35 protein-coding genes are annotated in these 20,013 nt (G+C 31.5%); all 35 read left to right on the forward strand.

Features of this window, described 5'->3' with window-relative positions; all coding sequences use genetic code 11:
• Positions 1–549 precede the first annotated feature (549 nt).
• On the forward strand, positions 550–858 hold the full coding sequence (gene rpsJ, locus OCV55_RS11005; RefSeq protein WP_022001346.1) for a 30S ribosomal protein S10: 309 nt from the start codon (positions 550–552) through the stop codon (positions 856–858).
• Between the two features lie 21 nt (positions 859–879).
• Positions 880–1,602, forward strand: a complete 723-nt coding sequence (gene rplC, locus OCV55_RS11010; protein ID WP_022001347.1) for a 50S ribosomal protein L3 — start codon at positions 880–882, stop codon at positions 1,600–1,602.
• Positions 1,603–1,624: 22 nt separating this feature from the next.
• On the forward strand, positions 1,625–2,248 hold the full coding sequence (gene rplD / locus OCV55_RS11015; RefSeq protein WP_022001348.1) for a 50S ribosomal protein L4: 624 nt from the start codon (positions 1,625–1,627) through the stop codon (positions 2,246–2,248).
• A complete protein-coding gene (gene rplW / locus OCV55_RS11020) occupies positions 2,248–2,538 on the forward strand; it encodes a 50S ribosomal protein L23 (RefSeq protein WP_022001349.1) in 291 nt (96 codons plus the stop codon). The genes rplD and rplW overlap by 1 nt, the downstream gene beginning before the upstream one ends.
• A 56-nt stretch (positions 2,539–2,594) precedes the next feature.
• A complete protein-coding gene (gene rplB, locus OCV55_RS11025; protein WP_022001350.1) occupies positions 2,595–3,428 on the forward strand; it encodes a 50S ribosomal protein L2 in 834 nt (277 codons plus the stop codon).
• 17 nt (positions 3,429–3,445) lie between these two features.
• The gene (rpsS, locus tag OCV55_RS11030; RefSeq protein ID WP_022001351.1) at positions 3,446–3,724 is read left to right on the forward strand and encodes a 30S ribosomal protein S19; all 279 of its coding nucleotides are present in this window, start codon (positions 3,446–3,448) and stop codon (positions 3,722–3,724) included.
• Positions 3,725–3,739: 15 nt separating this feature from the next.
• Positions 3,740–4,072: a 50S ribosomal protein L22 gene (gene rplV / locus OCV55_RS11035; protein ID WP_022001352.1), complete on the forward strand. Its 333-nt coding sequence runs from the start codon at positions 3,740–3,742 to the stop codon at positions 4,070–4,072.
• Positions 4,073–4,083: 11 nt separating this feature from the next.
• Positions 4,084–4,737 (forward strand): 30S ribosomal protein S3, encoded by a 654-nt coding sequence (rpsC, locus tag OCV55_RS11040; RefSeq protein ID WP_022001353.1) that lies wholly within the window; start codon positions 4,084–4,086, stop codon positions 4,735–4,737.
• A 2-nt stretch (positions 4,738–4,739) separates the two neighbouring features.
• Entirely contained in the window at positions 4,740–5,150 is a 411-nt protein-coding gene (rplP, locus tag OCV55_RS11045; protein ID WP_022001354.1) for a 50S ribosomal protein L16, read from the forward strand.
• 2 nt (positions 5,151–5,152) lie between these two features.
• Positions 5,153–5,347 carry a 50S ribosomal protein L29 gene (gene rpmC, locus OCV55_RS11050; protein WP_022001355.1) on the forward strand — a complete coding sequence of 65 codons (195 nt, stop codon included), beginning with the start codon at positions 5,153–5,155 and terminating at the stop codon, positions 5,345–5,347.
• 12 nt (positions 5,348–5,359) lie between these two features.
• Complete coding sequence (gene rpsQ, locus OCV55_RS11055) at positions 5,360–5,620, forward strand: 30S ribosomal protein S17 (protein ID WP_022001356.1); 261 nt, start codon at positions 5,360–5,362, stop codon at positions 5,618–5,620.
• Between the two features lie 25 nt (positions 5,621–5,645).
• Complete coding sequence (gene rplN, locus OCV55_RS11060; protein ID WP_032089444.1) at positions 5,646–6,014, forward strand: 50S ribosomal protein L14; 369 nt, start codon at positions 5,646–5,648, stop codon at positions 6,012–6,014.
• A gap of 13 nt (positions 6,015–6,027) precedes the next feature.
• On the forward strand, positions 6,028–6,366 hold the full coding sequence (rplX, locus tag OCV55_RS11065) for a 50S ribosomal protein L24 (protein ID WP_032089445.1): 339 nt from the start codon (positions 6,028–6,030) through the stop codon (positions 6,364–6,366).
• Positions 6,367–6,383: 17 nt separating this feature from the next.
• Positions 6,384–6,923 (forward strand): 50S ribosomal protein L5, encoded by a 540-nt coding sequence (gene rplE, locus OCV55_RS11070; protein WP_022001359.1) that lies wholly within the window; start codon positions 6,384–6,386, stop codon positions 6,921–6,923.
• A gap of 14 nt (positions 6,924–6,937) precedes the next feature.
• Positions 6,938–7,123 carry a type Z 30S ribosomal protein S14 gene (locus OCV55_RS11075; protein ID WP_003536834.1) on the forward strand — a complete coding sequence of 62 codons (186 nt, stop codon included), beginning with the start codon at positions 6,938–6,940 and terminating at the stop codon, positions 7,121–7,123.
• A gap of 36 nt (positions 7,124–7,159) precedes the next feature.
• Positions 7,160–7,555 (forward strand): 30S ribosomal protein S8, encoded by a 396-nt coding sequence (rpsH, locus tag OCV55_RS11080; RefSeq protein ID WP_022001360.1) that lies wholly within the window; start codon positions 7,160–7,162, stop codon positions 7,553–7,555.
• A 28-nt stretch (positions 7,556–7,583) separates the two neighbouring features.
• Positions 7,584–8,129 carry a 50S ribosomal protein L6 gene (gene rplF, locus OCV55_RS11085; protein ID WP_032089446.1) on the forward strand — a complete coding sequence of 182 codons (546 nt, stop codon included), beginning with the start codon at positions 7,584–7,586 and terminating at the stop codon, positions 8,127–8,129.
• A gap of 27 nt (positions 8,130–8,156) precedes the next feature.
• On the forward strand, positions 8,157–8,513 hold the full coding sequence (gene rplR, locus OCV55_RS11090; protein WP_022001362.1) for a 50S ribosomal protein L18: 357 nt from the start codon (positions 8,157–8,159) through the stop codon (positions 8,511–8,513).
• 12 nt (positions 8,514–8,525) lie between these two features.
• Positions 8,526–9,086 (forward strand): 30S ribosomal protein S5, encoded by a 561-nt coding sequence (rpsE, locus tag OCV55_RS11095; RefSeq protein ID WP_022001363.1) that lies wholly within the window; start codon positions 8,526–8,528, stop codon positions 9,084–9,086.
• 12 nt (positions 9,087–9,098) lie between these two features.
• The gene (rpmD, locus tag OCV55_RS11100; RefSeq protein WP_022001364.1) at positions 9,099–9,278 is read left to right on the forward strand and encodes a 50S ribosomal protein L30; all 180 of its coding nucleotides are present in this window, start codon (positions 9,099–9,101) and stop codon (positions 9,276–9,278) included.
• Between the two features lie 14 nt (positions 9,279–9,292).
• Positions 9,293–9,733, forward strand: a complete 441-nt coding sequence (gene rplO, locus OCV55_RS11105) for a 50S ribosomal protein L15 (RefSeq protein WP_032089447.1) — start codon at positions 9,293–9,295, stop codon at positions 9,731–9,733.
• A 1-nt stretch (position 9,734) separates the two neighbouring features.
• The gene (gene secY / locus OCV55_RS11110) at positions 9,735–11,027 is read left to right on the forward strand and encodes a preprotein translocase subunit SecY (RefSeq protein WP_032089448.1); all 1,293 of its coding nucleotides are present in this window, start codon (positions 9,735–9,737) and stop codon (positions 11,025–11,027) included.
• Positions 11,028–11,153: 126 nt separating this feature from the next.
• Complete coding sequence (gene map / locus OCV55_RS11115) at positions 11,154–11,900, forward strand: type I methionyl aminopeptidase (protein ID WP_147580640.1); 747 nt, start codon at positions 11,154–11,156, stop codon at positions 11,898–11,900.
• A gap of 19 nt (positions 11,901–11,919) precedes the next feature.
• Positions 11,920–12,141, forward strand: a complete 222-nt coding sequence (infA, locus tag OCV55_RS11120; RefSeq protein ID WP_022001368.1) for a translation initiation factor IF-1 — start codon at positions 11,920–11,922, stop codon at positions 12,139–12,141.
• A 27-nt stretch (positions 12,142–12,168) separates the two neighbouring features.
• Entirely contained in the window at positions 12,169–12,282 is a 114-nt protein-coding gene (gene rpmJ / locus OCV55_RS11125; RefSeq protein WP_022001369.1) for a 50S ribosomal protein L36, read from the forward strand.
• A gap of 18 nt (positions 12,283–12,300) precedes the next feature.
• A complete protein-coding gene (gene rpsM / locus OCV55_RS11130; RefSeq protein WP_022001370.1) occupies positions 12,301–12,666 on the forward strand; it encodes a 30S ribosomal protein S13 in 366 nt (121 codons plus the stop codon).
• Between the two features lie 17 nt (positions 12,667–12,683).
• Complete coding sequence (gene rpsK / locus OCV55_RS11135; RefSeq protein ID WP_022001371.1) at positions 12,684–13,076, forward strand: 30S ribosomal protein S11; 393 nt, start codon at positions 12,684–12,686, stop codon at positions 13,074–13,076.
• Between the two features lie 51 nt (positions 13,077–13,127).
• On the forward strand, positions 13,128–14,072 hold the full coding sequence (locus OCV55_RS11140; protein WP_032089450.1) for a DNA-directed RNA polymerase subunit alpha: 945 nt from the start codon (positions 13,128–13,130) through the stop codon (positions 14,070–14,072).
• 31 nt (positions 14,073–14,103) lie between these two features.
• Positions 14,104–14,469, forward strand: a complete 366-nt coding sequence (gene rplQ, locus OCV55_RS11145) for a 50S ribosomal protein L17 (RefSeq protein ID WP_022001373.1) — start codon at positions 14,104–14,106, stop codon at positions 14,467–14,469.
• A gap of 93 nt (positions 14,470–14,562) precedes the next feature.
• Complete coding sequence (locus OCV55_RS11150; protein WP_147580641.1) at positions 14,563–15,393, forward strand: energy-coupling factor transporter ATPase; 831 nt, start codon at positions 14,563–14,565, stop codon at positions 15,391–15,393.
• Positions 15,369–16,220, forward strand: coding sequence for an energy-coupling factor transporter ATPase (locus tag OCV55_RS11155; RefSeq protein ID WP_147580642.1), 852 nt, complete (start codon positions 15,369–15,371; stop codon positions 16,218–16,220). The genes OCV55_RS11150 and OCV55_RS11155 overlap by 25 nt, the downstream gene beginning before the upstream one ends.
• Positions 16,213–17,010, forward strand: coding sequence for an energy-coupling factor transporter transmembrane component T family protein (locus tag OCV55_RS11160; RefSeq protein ID WP_147580643.1), 798 nt, complete (start codon positions 16,213–16,215; stop codon positions 17,008–17,010). Before OCV55_RS11155 ends, OCV55_RS11160 begins: the two co-directional genes overlap by 8 nt.
• Complete coding sequence (truA, locus tag OCV55_RS11165; RefSeq protein ID WP_147580644.1) at positions 17,010–17,744, forward strand: tRNA pseudouridine(38-40) synthase TruA; 735 nt, start codon at positions 17,010–17,012, stop codon at positions 17,742–17,744. The genes OCV55_RS11160 and truA overlap by 1 nt, the downstream gene beginning before the upstream one ends.
• 169 nt (positions 17,745–17,913) lie before the next feature.
• A complete protein-coding gene (locus OCV55_RS11170; protein ID WP_147580677.1) occupies positions 17,914–19,119 on the forward strand; it encodes a hypothetical protein in 1,206 nt (401 codons plus the stop codon).
• Positions 19,106–20,011, forward strand: a complete 906-nt coding sequence (locus OCV55_RS11175; RefSeq protein WP_117480822.1) for an alpha/beta hydrolase — start codon at positions 19,106–19,108, stop codon at positions 20,009–20,011. The genes OCV55_RS11170 and OCV55_RS11175 overlap by 14 nt, the downstream gene beginning before the upstream one ends.
• Positions 20,012–20,013 lie beyond the last annotated feature (2 nt).

Below are 20,013 nucleotides of genomic sequence, written 5' to 3' on the forward strand. Positions count from 1 at the left end.
CCCATTCCGAACACAGAAGTTAAGCATCATCGCGGCGAAGATAGTACATTGTGCGAAAATAGCTCGTTGCCAGTTCCTTCTTTTTTTTTATGTTTTTACATGATCCTTGACAGGTCATACTATTGTGGTATGGCTTTTTTAGTATGTATTTGATCATTGATATTAAATATTTTATTTTTTATAGTGATCAAATGTAAGCATTGATCTATTTTTTATTGATTATTTCATTTAGAGGTAACTTGCTTTAATAACTATCCATTTATGAACGATTATTTTTATTAAATAATAAAAGCTAGAAGTTCAAAATTAGTATCTATTCTATTAATAAGATGGTTATTTATCCAAAATTATTTCTTTGTAAATTTTTTTATAAAAAAATAAAAAAAAGTATTGCATTATGGGTATAATTATCATATAATACCCATGTTGATGTCACGGAGAAGTGCGAGGTTGCTGAAACACCGAAAAGCGTTGTCATGAAACGGCATGTTTCAGGTAATTCGTAACGAGTGAATCAAATCCTATAAGAATTTGAAAGGAGAGAATATCATGGCAAATAATAAAATCAGAATTAGATTAAAATCATTTGATCATAAAATTCTAGATGCGTCAGCAGAAAAAATTATTTCTTCTGCAAAAAAATCAGGTGCTCAAGTAGTTGGTCCAGTACCATTACCTACTGAAAAGGAAGTATATACAATCCTTAGAGCTGTTCACAAATATAAAGATTCACGTGAACAATTTGAAATCAGAACTCACAAACGTTTAATCGACATTGTGAATCCTACACCAGAAACAGTTGATGTTTTAACTAGATTAGAATTACCTAGCGGTGTAGATATTGAAATTAAATTATAAGAAAGGTAAAAGGTGTAACTCATGAAAGGAATCTTAGGTCGTAAGATTGGAATGACTCAAGTCTTCACTACTGATGGTGTTTTAATCCCAGTTACTGTTGTAGAAGCTACTGAAAATGTAGTATTACAAAAGAAAACAGTTGCAACTGATGGTTATGATGCTGTAAAAGTTGGTTTCGAAGATAAAAGAGAAAAATTAGCAAACAAAGCTGAAAAAGGAATTGCAAACAAAGCTAACACAGCTCCTAAGCGCTTCATTAAAGAATTTCGTTATGACGAAATGATGAGTTATGAAGTTGGAGATAAAATTACTGTTGATAGCTTCGTAGCTGGTGAAGTCGTAGATGTAACAGGAACTTCAAAAGGTAAAGGTTATCAAGGTGTTATTAAGAGACATGGACAACACATTGGTCCTAAAGGACATGGTTCAGGAGCTCATAGAATTGTTGGTTCAATGGGACCAATCGCTCCAAACAGAATCGCTCCAGGTAAAAAATTACCAGGACAAATGGGACATGTAACTCGTACAATTCAAAACTTAGAAGTTGTAGCAGTAGATCCAGAAAACAACTTATTATTAATCAAAGGTTCAGTACCAGGACCTAAAAAAGGTTTAGTTGTTGTTAAAACTGCTATCAAAAAAGCTGGTCAAGTAAATCCAGTACATGAATTAGTAGATTACACTCCAGAAGAAGTTGAAGAAACTGTAGTAGAAGAAGCTGTAGAAGCAGCTGCTGCAGAATAATTTGAAGAAGGAGGAAATGAGAATGCTTAACGTAAAAGTATTTAACCAAGAAGGTGCAGAAGTTAAAGACTTAGAATTAAATGAAGCAGTTTTCGGTATTGAACCACATAAACAAGCTATGTTTGATATGGTCTTATTACAAAGAGCATCTTTAAGACAAGGTACACATAAAGTTAAAAACCGTACTGAAGTTGCTGGTGGTGGAAGAAAACCATGGCGTCAAAAAGGTACAGGTAGAGCTAGACAAGGTTCAACACGTGCTCCACAATGGAGAGGTGGAGGAGTTGTCTTCGGTCCTACACCAAGAAGTTATAAATTCAAATTAAACCGTAAAGTTAGAAGATTAGCTTTAAAATCAGCATTATCTTCAAAAGTTCAAGATAATGAATTTACAGCAATCGATGGAATTTCATTCGAAGCTCCAAAAACTAAACAAATGGTTAAAGTATTAGAAAACTTAAATGCTCCAGTAAAAACATTAATCGTTGTTGATGAAATCACATTAAATGTTGAAAAATCAGCAAGCAATATTCCAGGAGTTAAGTTATTAGATGCTAAACATGTTAATGTTTATGATATCTTAAACAGCGATAAGTTAATTATGACTGAAGCTGCAATTAAAGCTGTTGAGGAGGTATTAGCATAATGGCACACATGACAGATGTATTAAAAAAACCAGTACTTACTGAAAAGTCATTAGCTCTTCAAACTGAAGAAAATAAATATACATTCGATGTAGATTTAGACGCTAACAAAACAGAAGTTAAAATCGCAGTTGAAAAATTATTCAATGTAAAAGTTGAAAAAGTTAACATCATGAATGTTAAACCTAAAGCTAAAAGAATGGGTAGATATGAAGGTAAAACTAACAAAAGAAGAAAAGCTATCGTTAAATTAGCTGAAGGAAACTCAATCAATTATTTTGATGAAGATTAATTGATAAAATATTGGAATAACTCGTTCCAGATAAGAAAAACAGGAGGAAACTAAAGATGGCAATTAAAACATATAAGCCAGTGACAAACGGTCGTCGTAATATGACTTCATTAACTTATGAAGAAATTACAACTAATAAACCTGAAAAATCTTTAGTTGCAAAAAAATCTAAAAACGGTGGACGTAACAACCAAGGTGTGATCACAACTCGTCATCATGGTGGTGGACACAAACAAAAATACCGTATTATCGATTTCAAAAGAAATAAAGATAATATCCCAGGTAAAGTTGCAACTATTGAATATGATCCAAATAGATCAGCAAACATCGCATTAATTAACTATGTAGATGGTGAAAAAAGATATATTTTAGCTCCAAAAGGGTTAGAAGTAGGAATGGAAATCATTTCTGGTGAAGAAGCAGATATCAAAGTTGGTAACGCATTACCAATGGGAAATATGCCTGAAGGTACTGTAATTCACAATATTGAAATGCAACCTGGAAAAGGTGGACAAATCGCAAGATCTGCTGGTGTGTCTGCTCAAATCTTAGGTAAAGAAGGAAAATATGTAACTGTAAGACTTGCATCTGGTGAAGTTAGAAAATTATTATCAGTATGTAGAGCTACAGTTGGTGTAGTAGGAAATGAAGATCATGGTTTAGTAAACTATGGTAAAGCAGGACGTATGAGATGGAAAGGTGTTAGACCTACAGTTCGTGGTTCTGTAATGAACCCTAATGATCACCCTCATGGTGGTGGGGAAGGTAGAACTTCTATCGGACGTAAAGCACCAATGACTCCTTGGGGTAAAAAAGCTATGGGTGTTAAAACTAGAAAGAACAAAAAAGCTTCGACTAAATTAATCGTACGTCGTCGCAATGGTAAATAATAAGGAGGAAAGAAAAAATGGCACGTAGTTTAAAAAAGGGACCATTTGTTGATGCTCATTTAATGAAAAAAGTAGAAGCGTTAAATGAATCAGGTAAAAAAGAAGTTATCAAAACTTGGTCAAGACGTTCAACAATCTTCCCTCAATTTATCGAACATACATTTGCAGTATATAACGGAAAAGAACATATTCCTGTTTACGTTACTGAAGACATGGTTGGTCATAAATTAGGAGAATTCGCTCCAACTAGAACTTTCCATGGTCATGATGCTGACGATAAAAAAGGAAAGAAATAGAGAGGAGAATAGAACATGGAAGCAAAAGCAGTAGCTAAAACAATTCGTGTATCACCTCAAAAAGCAAGATTAGTAGTTGATTTAGTAAGAGGTAAAACAGTTAAAGAAGCACTTGGTATCTTAGAATATACTAATAAAGCTGCTTCTCCTGCAATCTCAAAAGTTGTTAAATCTGCAGCTCAAAATGCAGTATACAACAATGATGCAGATGCAGAAAAATTATATGTTAAAGCAATCTTCGTTGATGAAGGTCCAATTTTAAAAAGATTCGCTGCAAGAGCTAAAGGTAGCGGAACAAGAATTTTAAAAAGAACATGCCACATTACTTGTGTGGTTGATGAAAGATAGGAGGTACTAGAATGGGTCAAAAAGTAAGTCCAGTAGGTTTACGTGTTGGTGTTAACCGTAATTGGGATTCAAGATGGTACGCAAATGATCAAGATTTCGCTGGTTTATTACATGAAGATATTAAAGTTCGTGATTATATTCTTAAAAAACTTAAAACAGCTTCAGTAGCAAAAGTTGAAATCGAAAGATCAAAAAATCGTGTAACAATTTTTGTTCACACATCTAGACCTGGTGTAGTTATCGGTAAAGATGGTGAAGCAGTTGATGCTTTAAGAAAAGAAGTATCTAAATTAGTAAGTAGTAAACAAGTTTTCATTAACATTGTTGAAATTAAAAATCCAGATGTTGTTGCTCAATTAGTAGCAAACAATATTGCAGAACAATTAGAAAATCGTGCATCTTTTAGAACTGTTCAAAAACGTGCTATTCAAAGAGCAATGAGAGCTGGAGCTAAAGGAATTAAAACTAATGTTTCAGGACGTTTAGGTGGAGCTGATATGGCTCGTGCTGAAGGTTACTCTGAAGGGAATGTCCCTCTTCATACTTTAAGAGCTGATATCGATTATGCGACTGCAGAAGCAGATACAACTTATGGTAAATTAGGAGTTAAAGTTTGGATTTGTAAGGGAGAAATCCTTCCTGAAAAAAAGAAAGGGGATAAATAATCATGTTGATGCCTAAAAGAACAAAATACAGAAGACCTCACCGTGTTAGCTACGAAGGTAGAACTAAAGGTGGAGACAAAGTATCATTTGGTGAATTTGGTTTAGTAGCAACTGAAGGTGCTTGGATTACTTCTCGTCAAATTGAAGCAGCACGTATTGCCATCAACCGTTATATGAACCGTGGTGGTAAAGTATGGATTAGAATTTTCCCTCATTTAGCTAAAACTAAAAAACCATTAGAAGTACGTATGGGATCAGGTAAAGGTTCTCCAGAAGAATGGGTAGCAGTAGTTAAAACTGGTAGAGTATTATTTGAAGTTGCTGGTTTAGATGAAGCTACATTAAGAGAAGCTTTAAGACTTGCATCTCATAAATTACCTATTAAATGTAAAATCATTGGAAAGGGTGAATAGTTATGACAGCGCAAGAAATTAGAGAATTAGATACTGAAGCTTTATTAGCTAAAGTTGAAGAATACAAAAAAGAGCTTTTTGGATTAAGATTCCAACAAGCTACAGGACAATTAGAAAACACTGCACGTATTAGACAAGTTCGTAAAACAATCGCTCGTATTAAAACAGTGATTAGAGAAAGAGAATTAAACCAATAGGAGGAGATACAAATGGAAAGAAATAACCGTAAAGTTTATACTGGTACAGTTGTATCTACTAAAATGGATAAAACTATTACAGTGCTAGTTGAAACACATGTAAAACATAAGTTATATGGTAAACGTATGAAATCATCTACAAAATTTCATGCACATGATGAAAACAACACTGCTCAAGTTGGAGATACAGTTAAAATCATGTCAACAAGACCATTATCTGCTACAAAACGTTTCCGTTTAGTAGAAATCGTAAAAAAAGCAGAAACAGTTTAATAAACTCTAAAAGGAGGTAACCGGAATGATTCAAAACGAAAGTAGACTTAAAGTTGCTGATAATACTGGTGCTAAAGAAGTATTAGTAATTCGTAACTTAGGTGGGTCAAATAGAAAAACAAGTAGTATTGGAGATGTTGTTGTAGCAACAGTTAAACAAGCAGCTCCAAATGGTACTGTTAAAAAAGGTGAAGTAGTAAAAGCTGTTATCGTTAGAACTAAATATGCTGTAGGACGTGAAAACGGATCTTACATCAAATTTGATGATAACGCTTGTGTTATTATCAGAGATGACAAGTCTCCAAGAGGGACTCGTATCTTTGGACCAGTTGCAAGAGAGTTAAGAGATGCTGATTTCATGAAAATCGTATCATTAGCTCCAGAAGTATTATAAGGAGGCGTGGCACATGAAAATCCGTGTTGGTGATACTGTTGTAGTTATCGCAGGTAAAGATAAAGGTAAGACAGGTGAAGTGTTACAAGTTCTTGCTAAAGAAGAAAGAGTAATCGTTGAAGGAGTAAACATGGTAACAAAACATGTTAAACCTTCACAAGCTGATCCTGAAGGTGGAATCGTTAACAAAGAAGCTCCAATTCATGTTTCTAATGTTGCATTCTATGATTCAAAATCAAAATCTGCAGTTAAATTAGGATATAAAGTATCTGTAGATGAAAATGGAAAGAAAACTAAAGTACGTGTTAACAAAAAAACAGGTGCAGAAGTTGATTCTAAGAAAAAGAAATAATTGAAAGGAGATAGCAAATGAATCGTTTACAAGAACGTTATGAAAACGAAGTAGTTAAATCGTTAATGGAAAAATTCAATTATTCTTCTAAAATGCAAGCACCAAAAATCGAAAAAATCGTATTAAATATTGGTGTTGGTGATGCAGTATCTAATTCAAAATTATTAGATGATGCAGTTAATGAATTAACATTAATTACTGGTCAAAAACCAGTTGTCACTAGAGCTAAAAAATCAATTGCTGGTTTCAAATTAAGAGAAGGTCAAGCAATCGGTTGTAAAGTCACTTTACGTGGTGAAAGAATGTATGAATTTTTAGATAAATTAGTAAATGTATCTTTACCTCGTGTAAGAGACTTTAGAGGTGTATCAAATAACTCATTCGATGGAAGAGGAAATTATACTTTAGGTGTTAAAGAACAATTAATCTTCCCTGAAATTGATTTTGATAAAGTAAACAAATTAAGAGGAATGGATATCGTATTCGTAACAACAGCTAAAACTGATGAAGAAGGTCATGAGTTATTAGCTCAATTAGGAATGCCTTTCCATAAATAAGGAGGACTTAATAAATGGCTAAAACATCAATGAAAGTGAAACAACAACGTCCTCAAAAATATAAAGTACGTGAATACACACGTTGTGAACGTTGTGGTAGACCACATTCAGTAATTAGAAAGTTCAAACTTTGCAGAATTTGCTTCCGCGAATTAGCTTATAAAGGTGAAATTCCTGGTGTAAAAAAAGCAAGTTGGTAATGATAAAATAATCCGTATTGGAAGGAGGACACGCAAATGGTAATGACAGATCCAATTGCAGATATGTTAACAAGAATCCGTAACGCAAATAATACGTTAAAAGAAGAAGTAAGTATTCCTACTTCAACATTAAAAGTTGGAATTGCTGAAATCTTAAAAAATGAAGGGTTCATTAAAGGATATAAAGTTGAAGGCGAAGGTGCTGAATCAAACATTATTATCACTTTAAAATATAGAGGAAAAGATAAAGTAATCACTGATTTAAAAAGAATTTCTAAACCAGGGTTACGTGTATATGCAAAAGTAAACGAAATTCCTAGAGTATTAAATGGTTTAGGTATTGTTATTCTATCAACTTCACAAGGTTTAATGACTGATAAAGAAGCTAGAGCTAAACAAGTTGGTGGAGAAGTATTAGCATATATCTGGTAATAAAAAAATTATACAGGAGGTATAACTGATGTCTCGTATCGGTAATAAAATTATCACTGTACCTGAAGGAGTAACTGTTGAAATCGCTGATGATAACACAGTAACAGTTACTGGATCAAAAGGGACTTTAGTGAAACAATTTTCTCCAGCAATTTCATTCAAACAAGAAGGTAATGAAATTACTGTAGTAAGAAGTAGTGAAGAAAAACATGTAAAACAATTACATGGTACAACAAGAGCTTTACTTGCTAACATGATCGAAGGTGTTCATAATGGATATTCTAAAACATTAGAAATCGTTGGTATTGGATACCGTGGTCAAATGAAAGGAAATACATTAGTATTAAATATCGGTTTCTCACATCAAGTTGAAATCGAAGCTGAAGAAGGAGTTAAAGTTGAAACTCCAAATCCAAATACTATCGTAGTTTCTGGAATTGATAAAGAACGTGTTGGTCAAATGGCTGCATTAATTAGATCTAAGAAAAAACCTGAACCTTATAAAGGAAAAGGTATCAAATATAGTGATGAAAGAATCATCAGAAAAGAAGGAAAAACTGCTGGTAAGAAGTAGTCTAAGAGTAAGAAAGGAGCTATCTTTATGGCTAAATTACAATCTCGTAATGATGTACGTTTAAAACGTCATGCTAGAGTTCGTAGAAAAATTAGTGGAACTCCAGAATGTCCACGTTTAAATGTTTTCCGTTCAAATGCTCATATTCACGCTCAAATTATTGATGATGTCAATGGTGTTACATTAGTTAGCGCATCAAGCGTTGAAATGAAATTAGAAAACGGTGGAAACATTGCTGCTGCAACTGCAGTAGGTAAAGAAATTGCAGAAAGAGCAATTGCAAAAGAAATTAAAAATGTAGTATTTGATCGTGGTGGATATATTTATCATGGTCGTGTAAAAGCATTAGCAGAAGCTGCTAGAGAAGCTGGATTAGAATTCTAGAAGGAGGTCAATATGGAACAACGTAAACCAAGAACTAACAATGGTGAAAGAAAACCAAGAAGAAATGGTCAAAGAAGAGCACCAAGAAGAGAAGAAAAAGAATTTGAAGAACGTGTTGTTACTATTAACCGTGTAACAAAAGTAGTAAAAGGTGGACGTAGAATGCGTTTTGCTGCTTTAGTTGTTATTGGAGATAGAAAAGGTAGAGTTGGATTTGGTACTGGTAAAGCTAACGAAGTACCTGATGCAATCAGAAAAGCATGTGAAAATGCTAAACGTAATGTTATCAAAGTACCTTCTGTACATGGTACTATTCCTCATGAAGTAAACGGTGTTTACGGATCAGGAAATGTATTTATTAAACCAGCATCTCAAGGTACTGGAATCATCGCTGGTGGACCAGTTCGTGCTGTTGTTGAATTAGCTGGTTACCGTGATATCTTATCTAAATGTATTGGTTCTAGAACACCAATCAACATGGTAAGAGCAACAATGCAAGGATTAGCTTCATTAAAAACAGTTAATGAAGTTGCTGAATTAAGAGAAAAAACTGTTGATGAAATTTTTGGATAGGAGGCAAACAAAATGGCAAAAGTAAGTATTACACTTAAAAAGAGTCCAATTGGTTGCTTACCAAATCAAAGAAAGACTCTTAAAGCTTTAGGTTTAACTAAAATTAATAAAACTGTTGAATTAGAAAATAACCCTACTACTCAAGGTATGATTAGAGTAGTTGGACACCTAGTAACAGTTGAAGAAAAATAATAGGAGGTGTAACAATGAAACTTCACGAATTACAATATACTGAAGGTGCTCGTAAAGCAAGAAAACGTGTTGGACGTGGTACAAGTTCAGGAAATGGTAAAACAGCAGGTAGAGGTCAAAAAGGTCAAGGAGCTAGATCTGGTGGAGGTAAAAAACCAGGATTCGAAGGTGGACAAACTCCATTATTCATGCGTTTACCTAAAAGAGGATTTACAAACTTTACTCGTAAAGAATATGCTATCGTAAATCTTGAAACTTTAAATAAATTTGAAGATGGTGCAACAGTTAACGCTGCTGCGTTAAAAGAAGCAGGAATCATCAAAAAAGAATTAGATGGTGTTAAAGTATTAGGAAATGGAGCTATTGAAAAGAAATTAACTGTTCAAGCTGCTAAATTCTCTAAATCAGCTGTTGCCGCAATTGAAGCTGCAGGTGGAAAAACTGAGGTGATTTAAGATGTTAACTTTTTTGAAGAATGTATTCAAAAAGGGTGAGCTTCGTCGAAAAGTCATTTTCACACTTGGAATTTTATTCGTGTACCGTTTAGGTGCAGGAATTACAATTCCAGGTGTTAATGTAGGTTCATTAAGTAGTAGTGATGCTACAAATGGAATTTTCGGAATCATGAATTTACTTGGTGGAGGTACCTTGGAAAGATTTTCTCTTTTCGCTTTAGGTGTTTCACCATACATTACATCATCTATTATAATTGAATTATTATCGATGGATGTTATTCCAGCGTTAACACGCTGGCGTAAAGAAGGTAACACAGGTAAGAAGAAAAAAGACCGTGTTACTCGTGTATTAACTTTATTATTAGCTGCGTTACAAGGTGGAGTTTTAACTTATGCCTTTGATACAAGTTATAATATATTAGTTGATACTTCAATCTGGTCATATATTTATGTAGTGCTCATTATGATGGCTGGAAGTATGTTAGCTATTTGGTTAGGTGATCAAATTACTCAAAAAGGAATTGGTAATGGTGTTTCATTACTAATCTTTACAGGAATTGTTTCAAACTTACCAAATGCATTCTTAACAACTTATGATAACCTCGTCACTTATGATAGTGGAATGTGGTTAGATATTGCTTGGTATGTATTATTTGTTGTGGTTTATCTTTCAATTGTAGTCTTTGTAGTATTTACTGAAGGCGCAATAAGAAAAATCCCAGTCAATTATGCATCTAGTACAAGTGTAACAATGAGAACTAGGGAACAAACACATATGCCTATTAAAATTAATAGTTCAGGTGTTTTACCAGTAATCTTTGCTTCTTCAGTACTAGCAGCACCAAGAACAATAGTAAGTTTCATGAAAGCATCTAGTACAACTAAGATGATAAATACTATATTTAATTATCAAGAACCTGTTGGTTTCTGTTTATATATTTTAATGATTATAGGATTTACTTTCTTTTATTCAAACTTACAAATTGATGCTGAAAAAATTAGTGATGATTTGAAGAAAAATGGTGGATCAATACCTGGTGTAAGAACTGGTATTGAAACTAAGAACTTCATTAAAAGAGTTCTTAATCAAGTAACTGTTGCTGGTTCGCTTACTTTATGTATTATTGCTGCAATTCCAATTATTACTCCAATTATTTGGACACAAACTGAAAATGCAAACCTATCACTTGGTGGTACTGGTTTGATTATCGTTACAGGAGTTGCACTTGAAACAGTAAAACAAATCAAAACATATATTACTAGAAAAGAATATCATGGTTATATTCGTAAATAATAATGATTTCTTTTATGGATTCATAAATATCTAAAGAAATAAATTAATTTTGAAGAAGCAGTTATCAAAGTTAAGAAGTTATGTTTAACGTCTTTATGATATCGATGAAAGCCTGGAGGTTTATTAATGATAATTACTAAAGATGATAGAGAAATTGAATTAATGACTGAAGCAGGTAGAATTGTTGCTTTAGTTCATGAAAAATTGAAAGAAGTTATTGTACCGGGAATAACTACTAACGAAATTGATCAAATTTGTGATAAAATAATTAGGGAACATGGTGCAACACCTTCCTTTCTACATCTTTATGGTTTTCCAAATAGTGTATGTACTTCAATTAATGAAGTTGTAGTACATGGAATACCTAGTAATAGAAAGCTAAAAGATGGAGATATTATTTCAGTTGATGTTGGAGCATGTTACAAAGGATATCATGGTGACAGTGCTTGGACTTATGCAGTAGGAAATGTAAGCAATGAAACAAAAAGACTTATGAATGTTTGTGAAGGTGCTTTATTTGCTGGATTAGAACAAGTAAGACCAGGAGTTAGACTTTCTGATATTTCACATGCAATTGAAGAATATCTTACTAAAAACGGATGTACTACTCCTCGTGATTATACTGGTCATGGGATTGGAACAGACGTTCACGAAGATCCCGCTGTTCCTAATTACGGAGCTCCTGGGAGAGGTCCTAGATTAAAAAAAGGTATGTGTTTGGCTATTGAACCAATGGCACATTTAGGAGCAAAAGAAACAGTTACTCTTGATGATGGGTGGACTGTTATTACAAAGGATCATTCGTTAGCTGCTCATTATGAACATACAATCGTCATTACTGATGACGGTTATAGAATTCTTACAAAACTTTAATAAAAGGAGTTGAAGAACGATGGCAAAAAAAGATGACGTTATTGAAGTAGAAGCTACTGTTTTAGAAACATTACCAAATGCAATGTTTAAAGTGGCTTTAGAAAATGGAGTGGAAATTCTTGCTCACGTTTCTGGTAAAATCCGTATGCACTACATTCGCATTTTACCGGGGGATAGAGTTACCGTTGAAATATCTCCATATGATTTAACACGTGGGCGAATTACATTTAGACATAAATAAAAAATCTTCCAAAAGGAGGTAGACAGGATGAAGGTAAGACCATCTGTAAAACCAATGTGTGATAAATGCAGAGTAATTAAAAGAAAAGGGCGCGTAATGATTATTTGCGAAAACCCAAAACATAAACAAAGACAAGGTTAGTATTTAGGAGGAAACAAAATGGCTCGTATTGCAGGTGTAGATATCCCACGTGATAAACGTGTTGTTATCTCATTAACTTATGTATATGGTATCGGTAAATCTACAGCTAAAGAAATCTTAAAAGCTACTGGTATCAGTGAAGATGTAAGAGTTAAAGATTTAACTGAAGAAGAAGTTACAAAAATCAGAAAAGAAGTTGAAAAAATTAAAGTTGAAGGTGACTTACGTAGAGAAGTTCAATTAAACATCAAACGTTTAATGGAAATCGGAAGCTACAGAGGTATGCGTCACCGTAAAGGACTTCCTGTTCGTGGTCAAAAAACTAAAACTAATGCTAGAACTCGTAAGGGTAAAGCTAGACCAATCGCAGGAAAGAAAAAATAATAGGAGGTTGAAAGGAAATGGCTAGAGTAAAACAAACACGTGGTAAAAAACGTGTAAGAAAAAATATTGCAAAAGGTGTTGCACACGTTCATTCTACTTTCAATAATACTATTGTAACAATTACTGATGAACATGGTAATGTATTAACTTGGTCAAGTGCTGGAGCATTAGGTTTCAAAGGATCAAGAAAATCAACACCATTTGCTGCACAAATGGCATCAGAAGCTGCAGCTAAAGCTTCTATGGAACATGGAGTAAAAACTGTAGATGTAAATGTAAAAGGTCCAGGACCAGGACGTGAAGCAGCAGTTAGAGCTTTACAAGCTGCTGGATTAGAAGTTACTTCAATTAATGATGTAACACCAATTCCACATAACGGTTGTCGTCCACCAAAACGTCCTCGTGGATAGTATTATTGTAGTAAATTAGAATACAAAACATTCCTATAGAGGAGGGAACATATGCATAAATTCGAAAAAGCAAACTTTAATATAGATCATTATGACGAAACTGAAAATTATGGTAAGTTCGTCATTGAACCATTAGAAAGAGGATTTGGTATTACTTTGGGTAATGCCTTAAGAAGAGTATTACTTTCTTCTTTACCTGGTTCTGCTGTTTATGCAATCAAAGTTCAAGGAGCAATCCATGAATTTTCCGCAATTGATGGTGTCGTTGAAGATGTCACAGCAATGATTTTAAATATTAAGAAATTAGTTTTTGATGTAGACAGTGAAGACACTGCTACAATGATTATTGATGTAAAAGGTCCTGCTACTGTAACTGGTGCTGATATTCAATGTCCAGCTGAAGTCAAAATGATTTCAAATGACATGGTAATTGCACATGTTGCAGAAGGTGGTCACTTATATATGGAATTATTTGCTAAAAAAGATCGTGGATATGTATCTGCTGATCAAAATAAAGTAAATATTAACACTCTTGGTGTTATTCCAACAGATTCAATCTTTTCACCAATTGAAAAAGTTGCTTACTCTGTAGAACCAACTCGTGTTGGAGAAAGTGCTAAGTATGATCAATTAGTATTAGAAGTTGAAACTAATGGTTCGCTAAAACCATTTGAAGCTATTTCATTAGCAGCAAAAATTTTAGTTGAACATTTAAATATGTTTGTTGAATTAACTGATATGGCTATGAATATGGAAGTTATGTCTGAAACTCAAAATGATACTACAAATAAAGTATTAGATATGACTATCGAAGAATTAGATTTATCTGTTCGTTCATATAACTGTTTAAAGAGAGCTGGTATTCAAACAGTTCAAGATCTTGCTTCTAAATCAGAAGATGACATGATTAAAGTAAGAAACTTAGGTAAAAAATCATTAAAAGAAGTTAAAGAAAAATTAATTGAATTAGGTTTAGGATTTAAACCTATCGATTAATTCAGAATACTCGAAAAGGAGCGTTAATCTCATGGCTAAAAATAGAAAATTAGGACGCACTTCAGATATTAGAAAATCTATGTTACGTAGTTTAGCTACTGAAGTTATTGTATACGGAAAAGTTGAAACAACTGTAACAAGAGCTAAAGAAGTTCGTAGTGTTGTTGATGAATTAATTACTTTAGGTAAACGTGGAGACTTACATGCAAGAAGACAAGCTGCTGCAGATATGCACAAAGTTGTTGATGAAGCAACTGGAAAAACAGCTGTTCAAATCTTATTTGATGACGTTGCACCTAAATTCAAAGATGTTAATGGTGGATATACTACTATCTTAAAAACATATAACCGTAAAGGTGATAATGCACCAATGGCAATCTTATCATTAACTAAATAATGATGTTGGACTGAAGAAATTCAGTCCTTTTTTATTTGACTTGTTTCCTTATAAATTATAGAATGAACTAAACACGTTCATGAGGAGAAGACAATGGAAGAAATAATTAAGGTAGAAAATTTATGTTTTGAATACGAACCTGGATTACAAACAATAAACAATATTTCTTTTCAAATCCATAAAGGTGAATATGTAGCTATTTTAGGACATAATGGTAGTGGTAAAAGTACAATTGCTAAATTACTTATAGGATTATTAGAAAAAAAATCTGGTGAAATTTATATCGATGATTATCAATTAAATTTAGAAAATTTATATAAAATAAGAGAAAAAGTAGGAATTGTTTTTCAAAATCCAGATAATCAATTTATTGGTGCTACTGTTAGAGATGATATAGCTTTTGGACTAGAAAATATTTGTGTACCAAGAGAACAAATGGATGAACTTATTAATAGGTATTCTAAAGTAGTTAGAATGGAGAATTTTTTGGATCATGAACCAACTAAATTGTCCGGTGGTCAAAAACAAAGAGTTGCGATTGCAGGTATTTTAGCGATGAGTCCATCTATCATTATTTTAGATGAAGCAACAAGTATGTTGGATCCACGAGGTAGAAAAGAAATAAATGAATTAGTAAAAGAGTTAAAGAAACAAAATAATATGACAATCATTTCAATAACGCATGATATTGAAGAAGCAAAAAATGCTGACCGAGTTATTCTTTTAAATAAAGGAGAGATTGTAGATTGCGACAAACCTCAAAAAATATTAACAAATGAAAAATTATTAAAAGAATTAAAATTAGATATTCCTTTTTCATTAAAAATTGCTAGAAAATTACAAAAAAAAGGTTATCAAATTAAAGATACATTAGATGTAGAAGAATTGGAGAAACAACTATGTCAATTACATGCAAAAGTTTAGATCATATATATGGATATAATACGCCTTTTGAATATTATGCACTTAAAAATGTGAATTTAAAAATAGAAAAGGGTTCATTTACAGCTATCATTGGACAAACAGGTAGTGGGAAATCGACACTTATCCAACATATAAATGCTTTATTATTACCAACAAGTGGAGAAATAAAAATAGATGATTATATTATTTCACAAAATAATAAGCCTCAAAATTTAAAAAGTCTTAGAAAAAAATCAGGTCTTGTTTTTCAATTTCCAGAATATCAATTGTTTGAAGAAACAATCGAAAGAGATATAATGTTTGGTCCAATGAATTTTGGAATTGACGAAAATAGTGCTAAAGAAATAGCTAAAAAATCTCTTGAAATGGTAGGTTTAGATGAAACTTATTTAGAAAAGTCCCCATTTGATTTATCAGGTGGTCAAAAACGTAGGGTAGCGATTGCTGGAATACTTGCTATGGATCCAGATATTCTTGTTTTAGATGAACCAACAGCTGGATTAGATCCATCAGGGATTAAAGAAATGATGGATTTATTTAAAAAAATTCATGAAATGGGTAAAACAGTAGTTTTAGTAACTCATGATATGAACCATGTTTTAGAATATTGTGACAATGTTGTTGTAATGAATGACGGACAAGTTGAAAAAGCTGGGAAAGTAAAAGATATTTTTCTAGATAGTGATTATTTATTAAATTTAGGAATAGATTTACCTTTAATCACAAATCTTATTATTCAGTTAAATCTAAAAGGCTATCATCTAGATACATCTATCAATGATATTGATGATTTAGTTGAAGCGATTGGTGGTGAACTTCATGGATAATATGACTTTTGGTAAATATATACCGGGGAATTCAATAATTCATCGTTTAGATCCACGATTAAAAATATGTGCTGTTTTCATATTTTTAATTTCTGTTTTTTTTGATGCGGGATTTATAGGATACGGTATCTTAGCAATTTATGTTTTATTATGTTCGTTAGTTTCTAAAATTAAACTTTCTCATATTTTAAAAGCAATAAAACCGATGGTCTTTATGATGGTGTTTTTGATGATTTTTAATATATTTTTAATGAAAACAGGTGATGTTATAATAAAAATAGGAAGTATTAGTATCTACTCAGGTGCTTTAATACAAACTGCTTATATTTTTATAAGGCTTGTATTGATTATTACTTTAACAACATTAATGACTTCTACAACGAAGCCTTTAGAATTAACACTAGCTATTGAAAGTTTATTAAATCCATTAAAAAGATTTCATTTTCCAGTGCATGAACTTGCTATGATGATTTCAATTGCATTAAGATTTATACCTGATTTATTAGATGAAGCGAAAAGAATTATGAAAGCACAGGCTAGTAGAGGTGCGGATTTTAATGAGGGATCTTTTATGGAAAAAATAAAATCAATTATTTCATTAATTATTCCTTTATTTATTTCTGCTTTTCAAAGGGCAGAAGAACTTGCTAACGCTATGGAAAGTAGAAATTATAATCCAGAAGCAACACGTACAAAATACAAAGTTTTAACATGGACGCATTTAGATACGTTATCAATGTTAATAACATTAGGTGTATGTTGTGGTGTGATTATAATGAGTTTTATGTAATGAATAGAATAAAATGTATTGTAAGTTATGATGGTAGTAAATTTCACGGATTTCAAGTTCAAAATCAATTTAGAACAGTTCAAGGTGAAATTCAAAAAGCTATAAAAAATATTTGTAAAGATGAAAATATTGTTATTCATGCAAGTGGTCGAACAGACGCTAAAGTTCATGGTAGAAGACAAGTCTTTCACTTTGATACTTTAAGGGAAATGCCTGAAAAACAATGGAAAAGGGCTATTAATCACTTTTTACCTAATGATATTTATATTATTGATAGTTTCTTAGTTGATGAAAATTTTCATAGTCGTTATTCTGCTATTAAGAAAGAATATCATTATATGTTAAGTATGAATGATTATTCTCCATTCGAAACAAATTATATTTATCAATATGGAAAAGAATTAGATATAGAAGCAATGAGGAATGCTGCAAAAATTTTTATTGGTGAACACGATTTTGCATCCTTTTGTGCTGTTGATCAATATGGCAATACAATTAGAACACTTTATCAAATTGAAATTGAAAATAATCAAGGTATTGTTACTTTTAAGCTTGTAGGTAATGGATTTAGAAGATATATGGTAAGACATTTAGTTGGTGGCTTGATTCAAGTAGGGGCACACAGAATTACTAAAGAATTTTTAGAAGAGTTACTAGAAAGTAAAGGACAAAAAAAGTGTTTATTTAAAGCTAAACCACAAGGACTATATTTACATGAAGTTTTTTATAAATAAAACAATATTTGCTATATTTCCCAGGAAATAGATTATAGTTCTTATAATCCGATATAATTAGAAACTTTTATAAAGATGATAATTAAAGGAAACTCATTGATTGATTTCCTTTTTTTGTTTTCATCAATAATCAAAAATGGTAAAATAAGAATATAAAGGAGAAAAAATGATGGCAAGAAAATGTATTGAAAAATATTTAGAAACCCATAAAAGCACATATATAGGAAGATACAGGTGTCATAGTGCAGTACAAACAAAAAAATTTGAACATAAATTTCATTATTATATTTTAGATATTCAATTTAAAGCAATCGATGTATTTGTTACTATAGATTATTCTGGAGATGAAATCGTACCAACATTTTCTGTTAATCTTCATGAACAAGAACAAGAATACATTATAAAAGATGCTTTAAATAAGATTCTTTATTTTAATCAATTTAAAACAATTTTACATTGTCATGTTTTTGAGCATTTTATTGAAACACATACAGTTAATACAATACTAGAACCTTTAGATTATCGAAATATTCTAGATTACTTAGAATATCATTCTGGTACAAACCAAGAAACTGTTGATGAATTTTATACATTTTTTAATCCATATTTAGATAGATTATTATATAATAAAAATTATAAAAAATTTATGGATTCAATAGCTCTTTTATTAGATAAAATTTTATATGAATATGAATGGGATGGAGTAAATGCAAAATATTTAGATACTGAATATCAATTTCATTTAGAATATTTTAAAGAGACCATAAAGAAAATGACAAATCATATAGATGGATTTTTTAAATCAACTAAAGATGAATTATTAGAAATCTTTGAGCGCTTATGTCAAATGCCAAGATTTACACTTTCAATTATAAAAGAATTTGGAAACCTTATTTTATTGAATAAAGAAGTTGCTGAAAGATTATTTAATCATTTTGAAAGATTAAATCCAGATCAGTTAGAAAATAATATTGTTATTTCATATCTCAAATCACTTTATAAAAATAATCATGAACAATATATTGATGCATGTGAAGATATTCTACGTTTTGTAATGAATGATGTGTTGACTTTTGCTAATCATGATTTACAAAAAGAAATAGGAAATAGAATTTTAGAAATAGAAGGATATGATTTACTTATCGATTTATTTTCAAAAGATTATAATACATTCTTATTTGTATGTTTTCCAATTTCAACATTTCCACCAGAATATAAAGAAATTATGCGTTTGGAATTAGAAAAAGCAATTCGTTTCTATGCAGCAAGGATGAATCATGATGAATATCGTCTTACTTCATTTGAACAGGTAGCTAATATTAATAGATTATTAATGGAAGAATATAAGGAGGAATATTCAAATGGTAAAGAATAATAAAACAGCAATTAAAGGATTATTAGTTTTAGGAGGTGTTTCTACTGCAGCAGCATCTGTTTACACATTATCCAAAAAATATGCAAAAAAATTATTATACAGACATCATAAACAAGAAGATAGACCAAGTATTTTAGAAACAAAATTCAATAGTCAAAATATTTATATAAAAAATGACCAAGATATTCAATTAAGAGGAATTTTGATTCCTAAAGAAAACCCTCAAATGACAGTTTTAATTTCACATCCATTTGGTTTACAGGCAAAAGATATGCAATTATATGTTCCATATTTTGAAGACCATTTGCCAGAAGCACAAATCTTATTAATAGATGCTTGTGCACATGGACAAAGTGATGGTTATATTAGAGGATTTGGAATCAAGGATGTCAATGATTTAGTATGTTGGAATAAGTACCTATTAGAAACTTATGGGAAAGATCATAAAATATTAATGTATGGTAAAGAACAAGGAGCAAATACAATTTTAAATGCTTCAGGTAGACATGTTTTAAAAAATGTTGAAGCTATTATTTCAGATGGGGCTTATACGTCACCATATGATATTATTGGATATCGTTTAGAAGCAGATTATAAGATTTCAAAATATCCAGCAATTTCAATTATTGCACGCCATATTAAAAAAGCTGTGCATATTGATTTAAAAGAAAATACAACAAAATATGTTAGACACAATGATATACCTACATTGTATTTTCATGCAAAAGATGACGATTTTGTACCATTAAAGATGGTTTATCCGCTATATAATAAAAATAGAGGAGAAAAAGTATTGTTTGTCTTAAAAGATGAAAAATACTTATATGAACTTGTTGAAAACGATGACTTTAAACAAACATTAAGTCAGTTTATCAAAAAATATATGAAATAAGG

It is taken from the genome of [Clostridium] ammoniilyticum (assembly GCF_025566905.1).
GTDB lineage: Bacteria > Bacillota_I > Bacilli_A > Erysipelotrichales > Coprobacillaceae > Faecalibacillus > Faecalibacillus intestinalis.

What these genes read in the sequence shown, in the direction of transcription:
- rpsJ (WP_022001346.1), top strand. Translation starts at nt 550, where the DNA reads ATGGCAAATAATAAAATCAGAATTAGATTAAAATCATTTGATCATAAA.
- rplC (WP_022001347.1), top strand. Translation starts at nt 880, where the DNA reads ATGAAAGGAATCTTAGGTCGTAAGATTGGAATGACTCAAGTCTTCACT.
- rplD (WP_022001348.1), top strand. Translation starts at nt 1,625, where the DNA reads ATGCTTAACGTAAAAGTATTTAACCAAGAAGGTGCAGAAGTTAAAGAC.
- rplW (WP_022001349.1), top strand. Translation starts at nt 2,248, where the DNA reads ATGGCACACATGACAGATGTATTAAAAAAACCAGTACTTACTGAAAAG.
- rplB (WP_022001350.1), top strand. Translation starts at nt 2,595, where the DNA reads ATGGCAATTAAAACATATAAGCCAGTGACAAACGGTCGTCGTAATATG.
- rpsS (WP_022001351.1), top strand. Translation starts at nt 3,446, where the DNA reads ATGGCACGTAGTTTAAAAAAGGGACCATTTGTTGATGCTCATTTAATG.
- rplV (WP_022001352.1), top strand. Translation starts at nt 3,740, where the DNA reads ATGGAAGCAAAAGCAGTAGCTAAAACAATTCGTGTATCACCTCAAAAA.
- rpsC (WP_022001353.1), top strand. Translation starts at nt 4,084, where the DNA reads ATGGGTCAAAAAGTAAGTCCAGTAGGTTTACGTGTTGGTGTTAACCGT.
- rplP (WP_022001354.1), top strand. Translation starts at nt 4,740, where the DNA reads ATGTTGATGCCTAAAAGAACAAAATACAGAAGACCTCACCGTGTTAGC.
- rpmC (WP_022001355.1), top strand. Translation starts at nt 5,153, where the DNA reads ATGACAGCGCAAGAAATTAGAGAATTAGATACTGAAGCTTTATTAGCT.
- rpsQ (WP_022001356.1), top strand. Translation starts at nt 5,360, where the DNA reads ATGGAAAGAAATAACCGTAAAGTTTATACTGGTACAGTTGTATCTACT.
- rplN (WP_032089444.1), top strand. Translation starts at nt 5,646, where the DNA reads ATGATTCAAAACGAAAGTAGACTTAAAGTTGCTGATAATACTGGTGCT.
- rplX (WP_032089445.1), top strand. Translation starts at nt 6,028, where the DNA reads ATGAAAATCCGTGTTGGTGATACTGTTGTAGTTATCGCAGGTAAAGAT.
- rplE (WP_022001359.1), top strand. Translation starts at nt 6,384, where the DNA reads ATGAATCGTTTACAAGAACGTTATGAAAACGAAGTAGTTAAATCGTTA.
- OCV55_RS11075 (WP_003536834.1), top strand. Translation starts at nt 6,938, where the DNA reads ATGGCTAAAACATCAATGAAAGTGAAACAACAACGTCCTCAAAAATAT.
- rpsH (WP_022001360.1), top strand. Translation starts at nt 7,160, where the DNA reads ATGGTAATGACAGATCCAATTGCAGATATGTTAACAAGAATCCGTAAC.
- rplF (WP_032089446.1), top strand. Translation starts at nt 7,584, where the DNA reads ATGTCTCGTATCGGTAATAAAATTATCACTGTACCTGAAGGAGTAACT.
- rplR (WP_022001362.1), top strand. Translation starts at nt 8,157, where the DNA reads ATGGCTAAATTACAATCTCGTAATGATGTACGTTTAAAACGTCATGCT.
- rpsE (WP_022001363.1), top strand. Translation starts at nt 8,526, where the DNA reads ATGGAACAACGTAAACCAAGAACTAACAATGGTGAAAGAAAACCAAGA.
- rpmD (WP_022001364.1), top strand. Translation starts at nt 9,099, where the DNA reads ATGGCAAAAGTAAGTATTACACTTAAAAAGAGTCCAATTGGTTGCTTA.
- rplO (WP_032089447.1), top strand. Translation starts at nt 9,293, where the DNA reads ATGAAACTTCACGAATTACAATATACTGAAGGTGCTCGTAAAGCAAGA.
- secY (WP_032089448.1), top strand. Translation starts at nt 9,735, where the DNA reads ATGTTAACTTTTTTGAAGAATGTATTCAAAAAGGGTGAGCTTCGTCGA.
- map (WP_147580640.1), top strand. Translation starts at nt 11,154, where the DNA reads ATGATAATTACTAAAGATGATAGAGAAATTGAATTAATGACTGAAGCA.
- infA (WP_022001368.1), top strand. Translation starts at nt 11,920, where the DNA reads ATGGCAAAAAAAGATGACGTTATTGAAGTAGAAGCTACTGTTTTAGAA.
- rpmJ (WP_022001369.1), top strand. Translation starts at nt 12,169, where the DNA reads ATGAAGGTAAGACCATCTGTAAAACCAATGTGTGATAAATGCAGAGTA.
- rpsM (WP_022001370.1), top strand. Translation starts at nt 12,301, where the DNA reads ATGGCTCGTATTGCAGGTGTAGATATCCCACGTGATAAACGTGTTGTT.
- rpsK (WP_022001371.1), top strand. Translation starts at nt 12,684, where the DNA reads ATGGCTAGAGTAAAACAAACACGTGGTAAAAAACGTGTAAGAAAAAAT.
- OCV55_RS11140 (WP_032089450.1), top strand. Translation starts at nt 13,128, where the DNA reads ATGCATAAATTCGAAAAAGCAAACTTTAATATAGATCATTATGACGAA.
- rplQ (WP_022001373.1), top strand. Translation starts at nt 14,104, where the DNA reads ATGGCTAAAAATAGAAAATTAGGACGCACTTCAGATATTAGAAAATCT.
- OCV55_RS11150 (WP_147580641.1), top strand. Translation starts at nt 14,563, where the DNA reads ATGGAAGAAATAATTAAGGTAGAAAATTTATGTTTTGAATACGAACCT.
- OCV55_RS11155 (WP_147580642.1), top strand. Translation starts at nt 15,369, where the DNA reads ATGTCAATTACATGCAAAAGTTTAGATCATATATATGGATATAATACG.
- OCV55_RS11160 (WP_147580643.1), top strand. Translation starts at nt 16,213, where the DNA reads ATGGATAATATGACTTTTGGTAAATATATACCGGGGAATTCAATAATT.
- truA (WP_147580644.1), top strand. Translation starts at nt 17,010, where the DNA reads ATGAATAGAATAAAATGTATTGTAAGTTATGATGGTAGTAAATTTCAC.
- OCV55_RS11170 (WP_147580677.1), top strand. Translation starts at nt 17,914, where the DNA reads ATGGCAAGAAAATGTATTGAAAAATATTTAGAAACCCATAAAAGCACA.
- OCV55_RS11175 (WP_117480822.1), top strand. Translation starts at nt 19,106, where the DNA reads ATGGTAAAGAATAATAAAACAGCAATTAAAGGATTATTAGTTTTAGGA.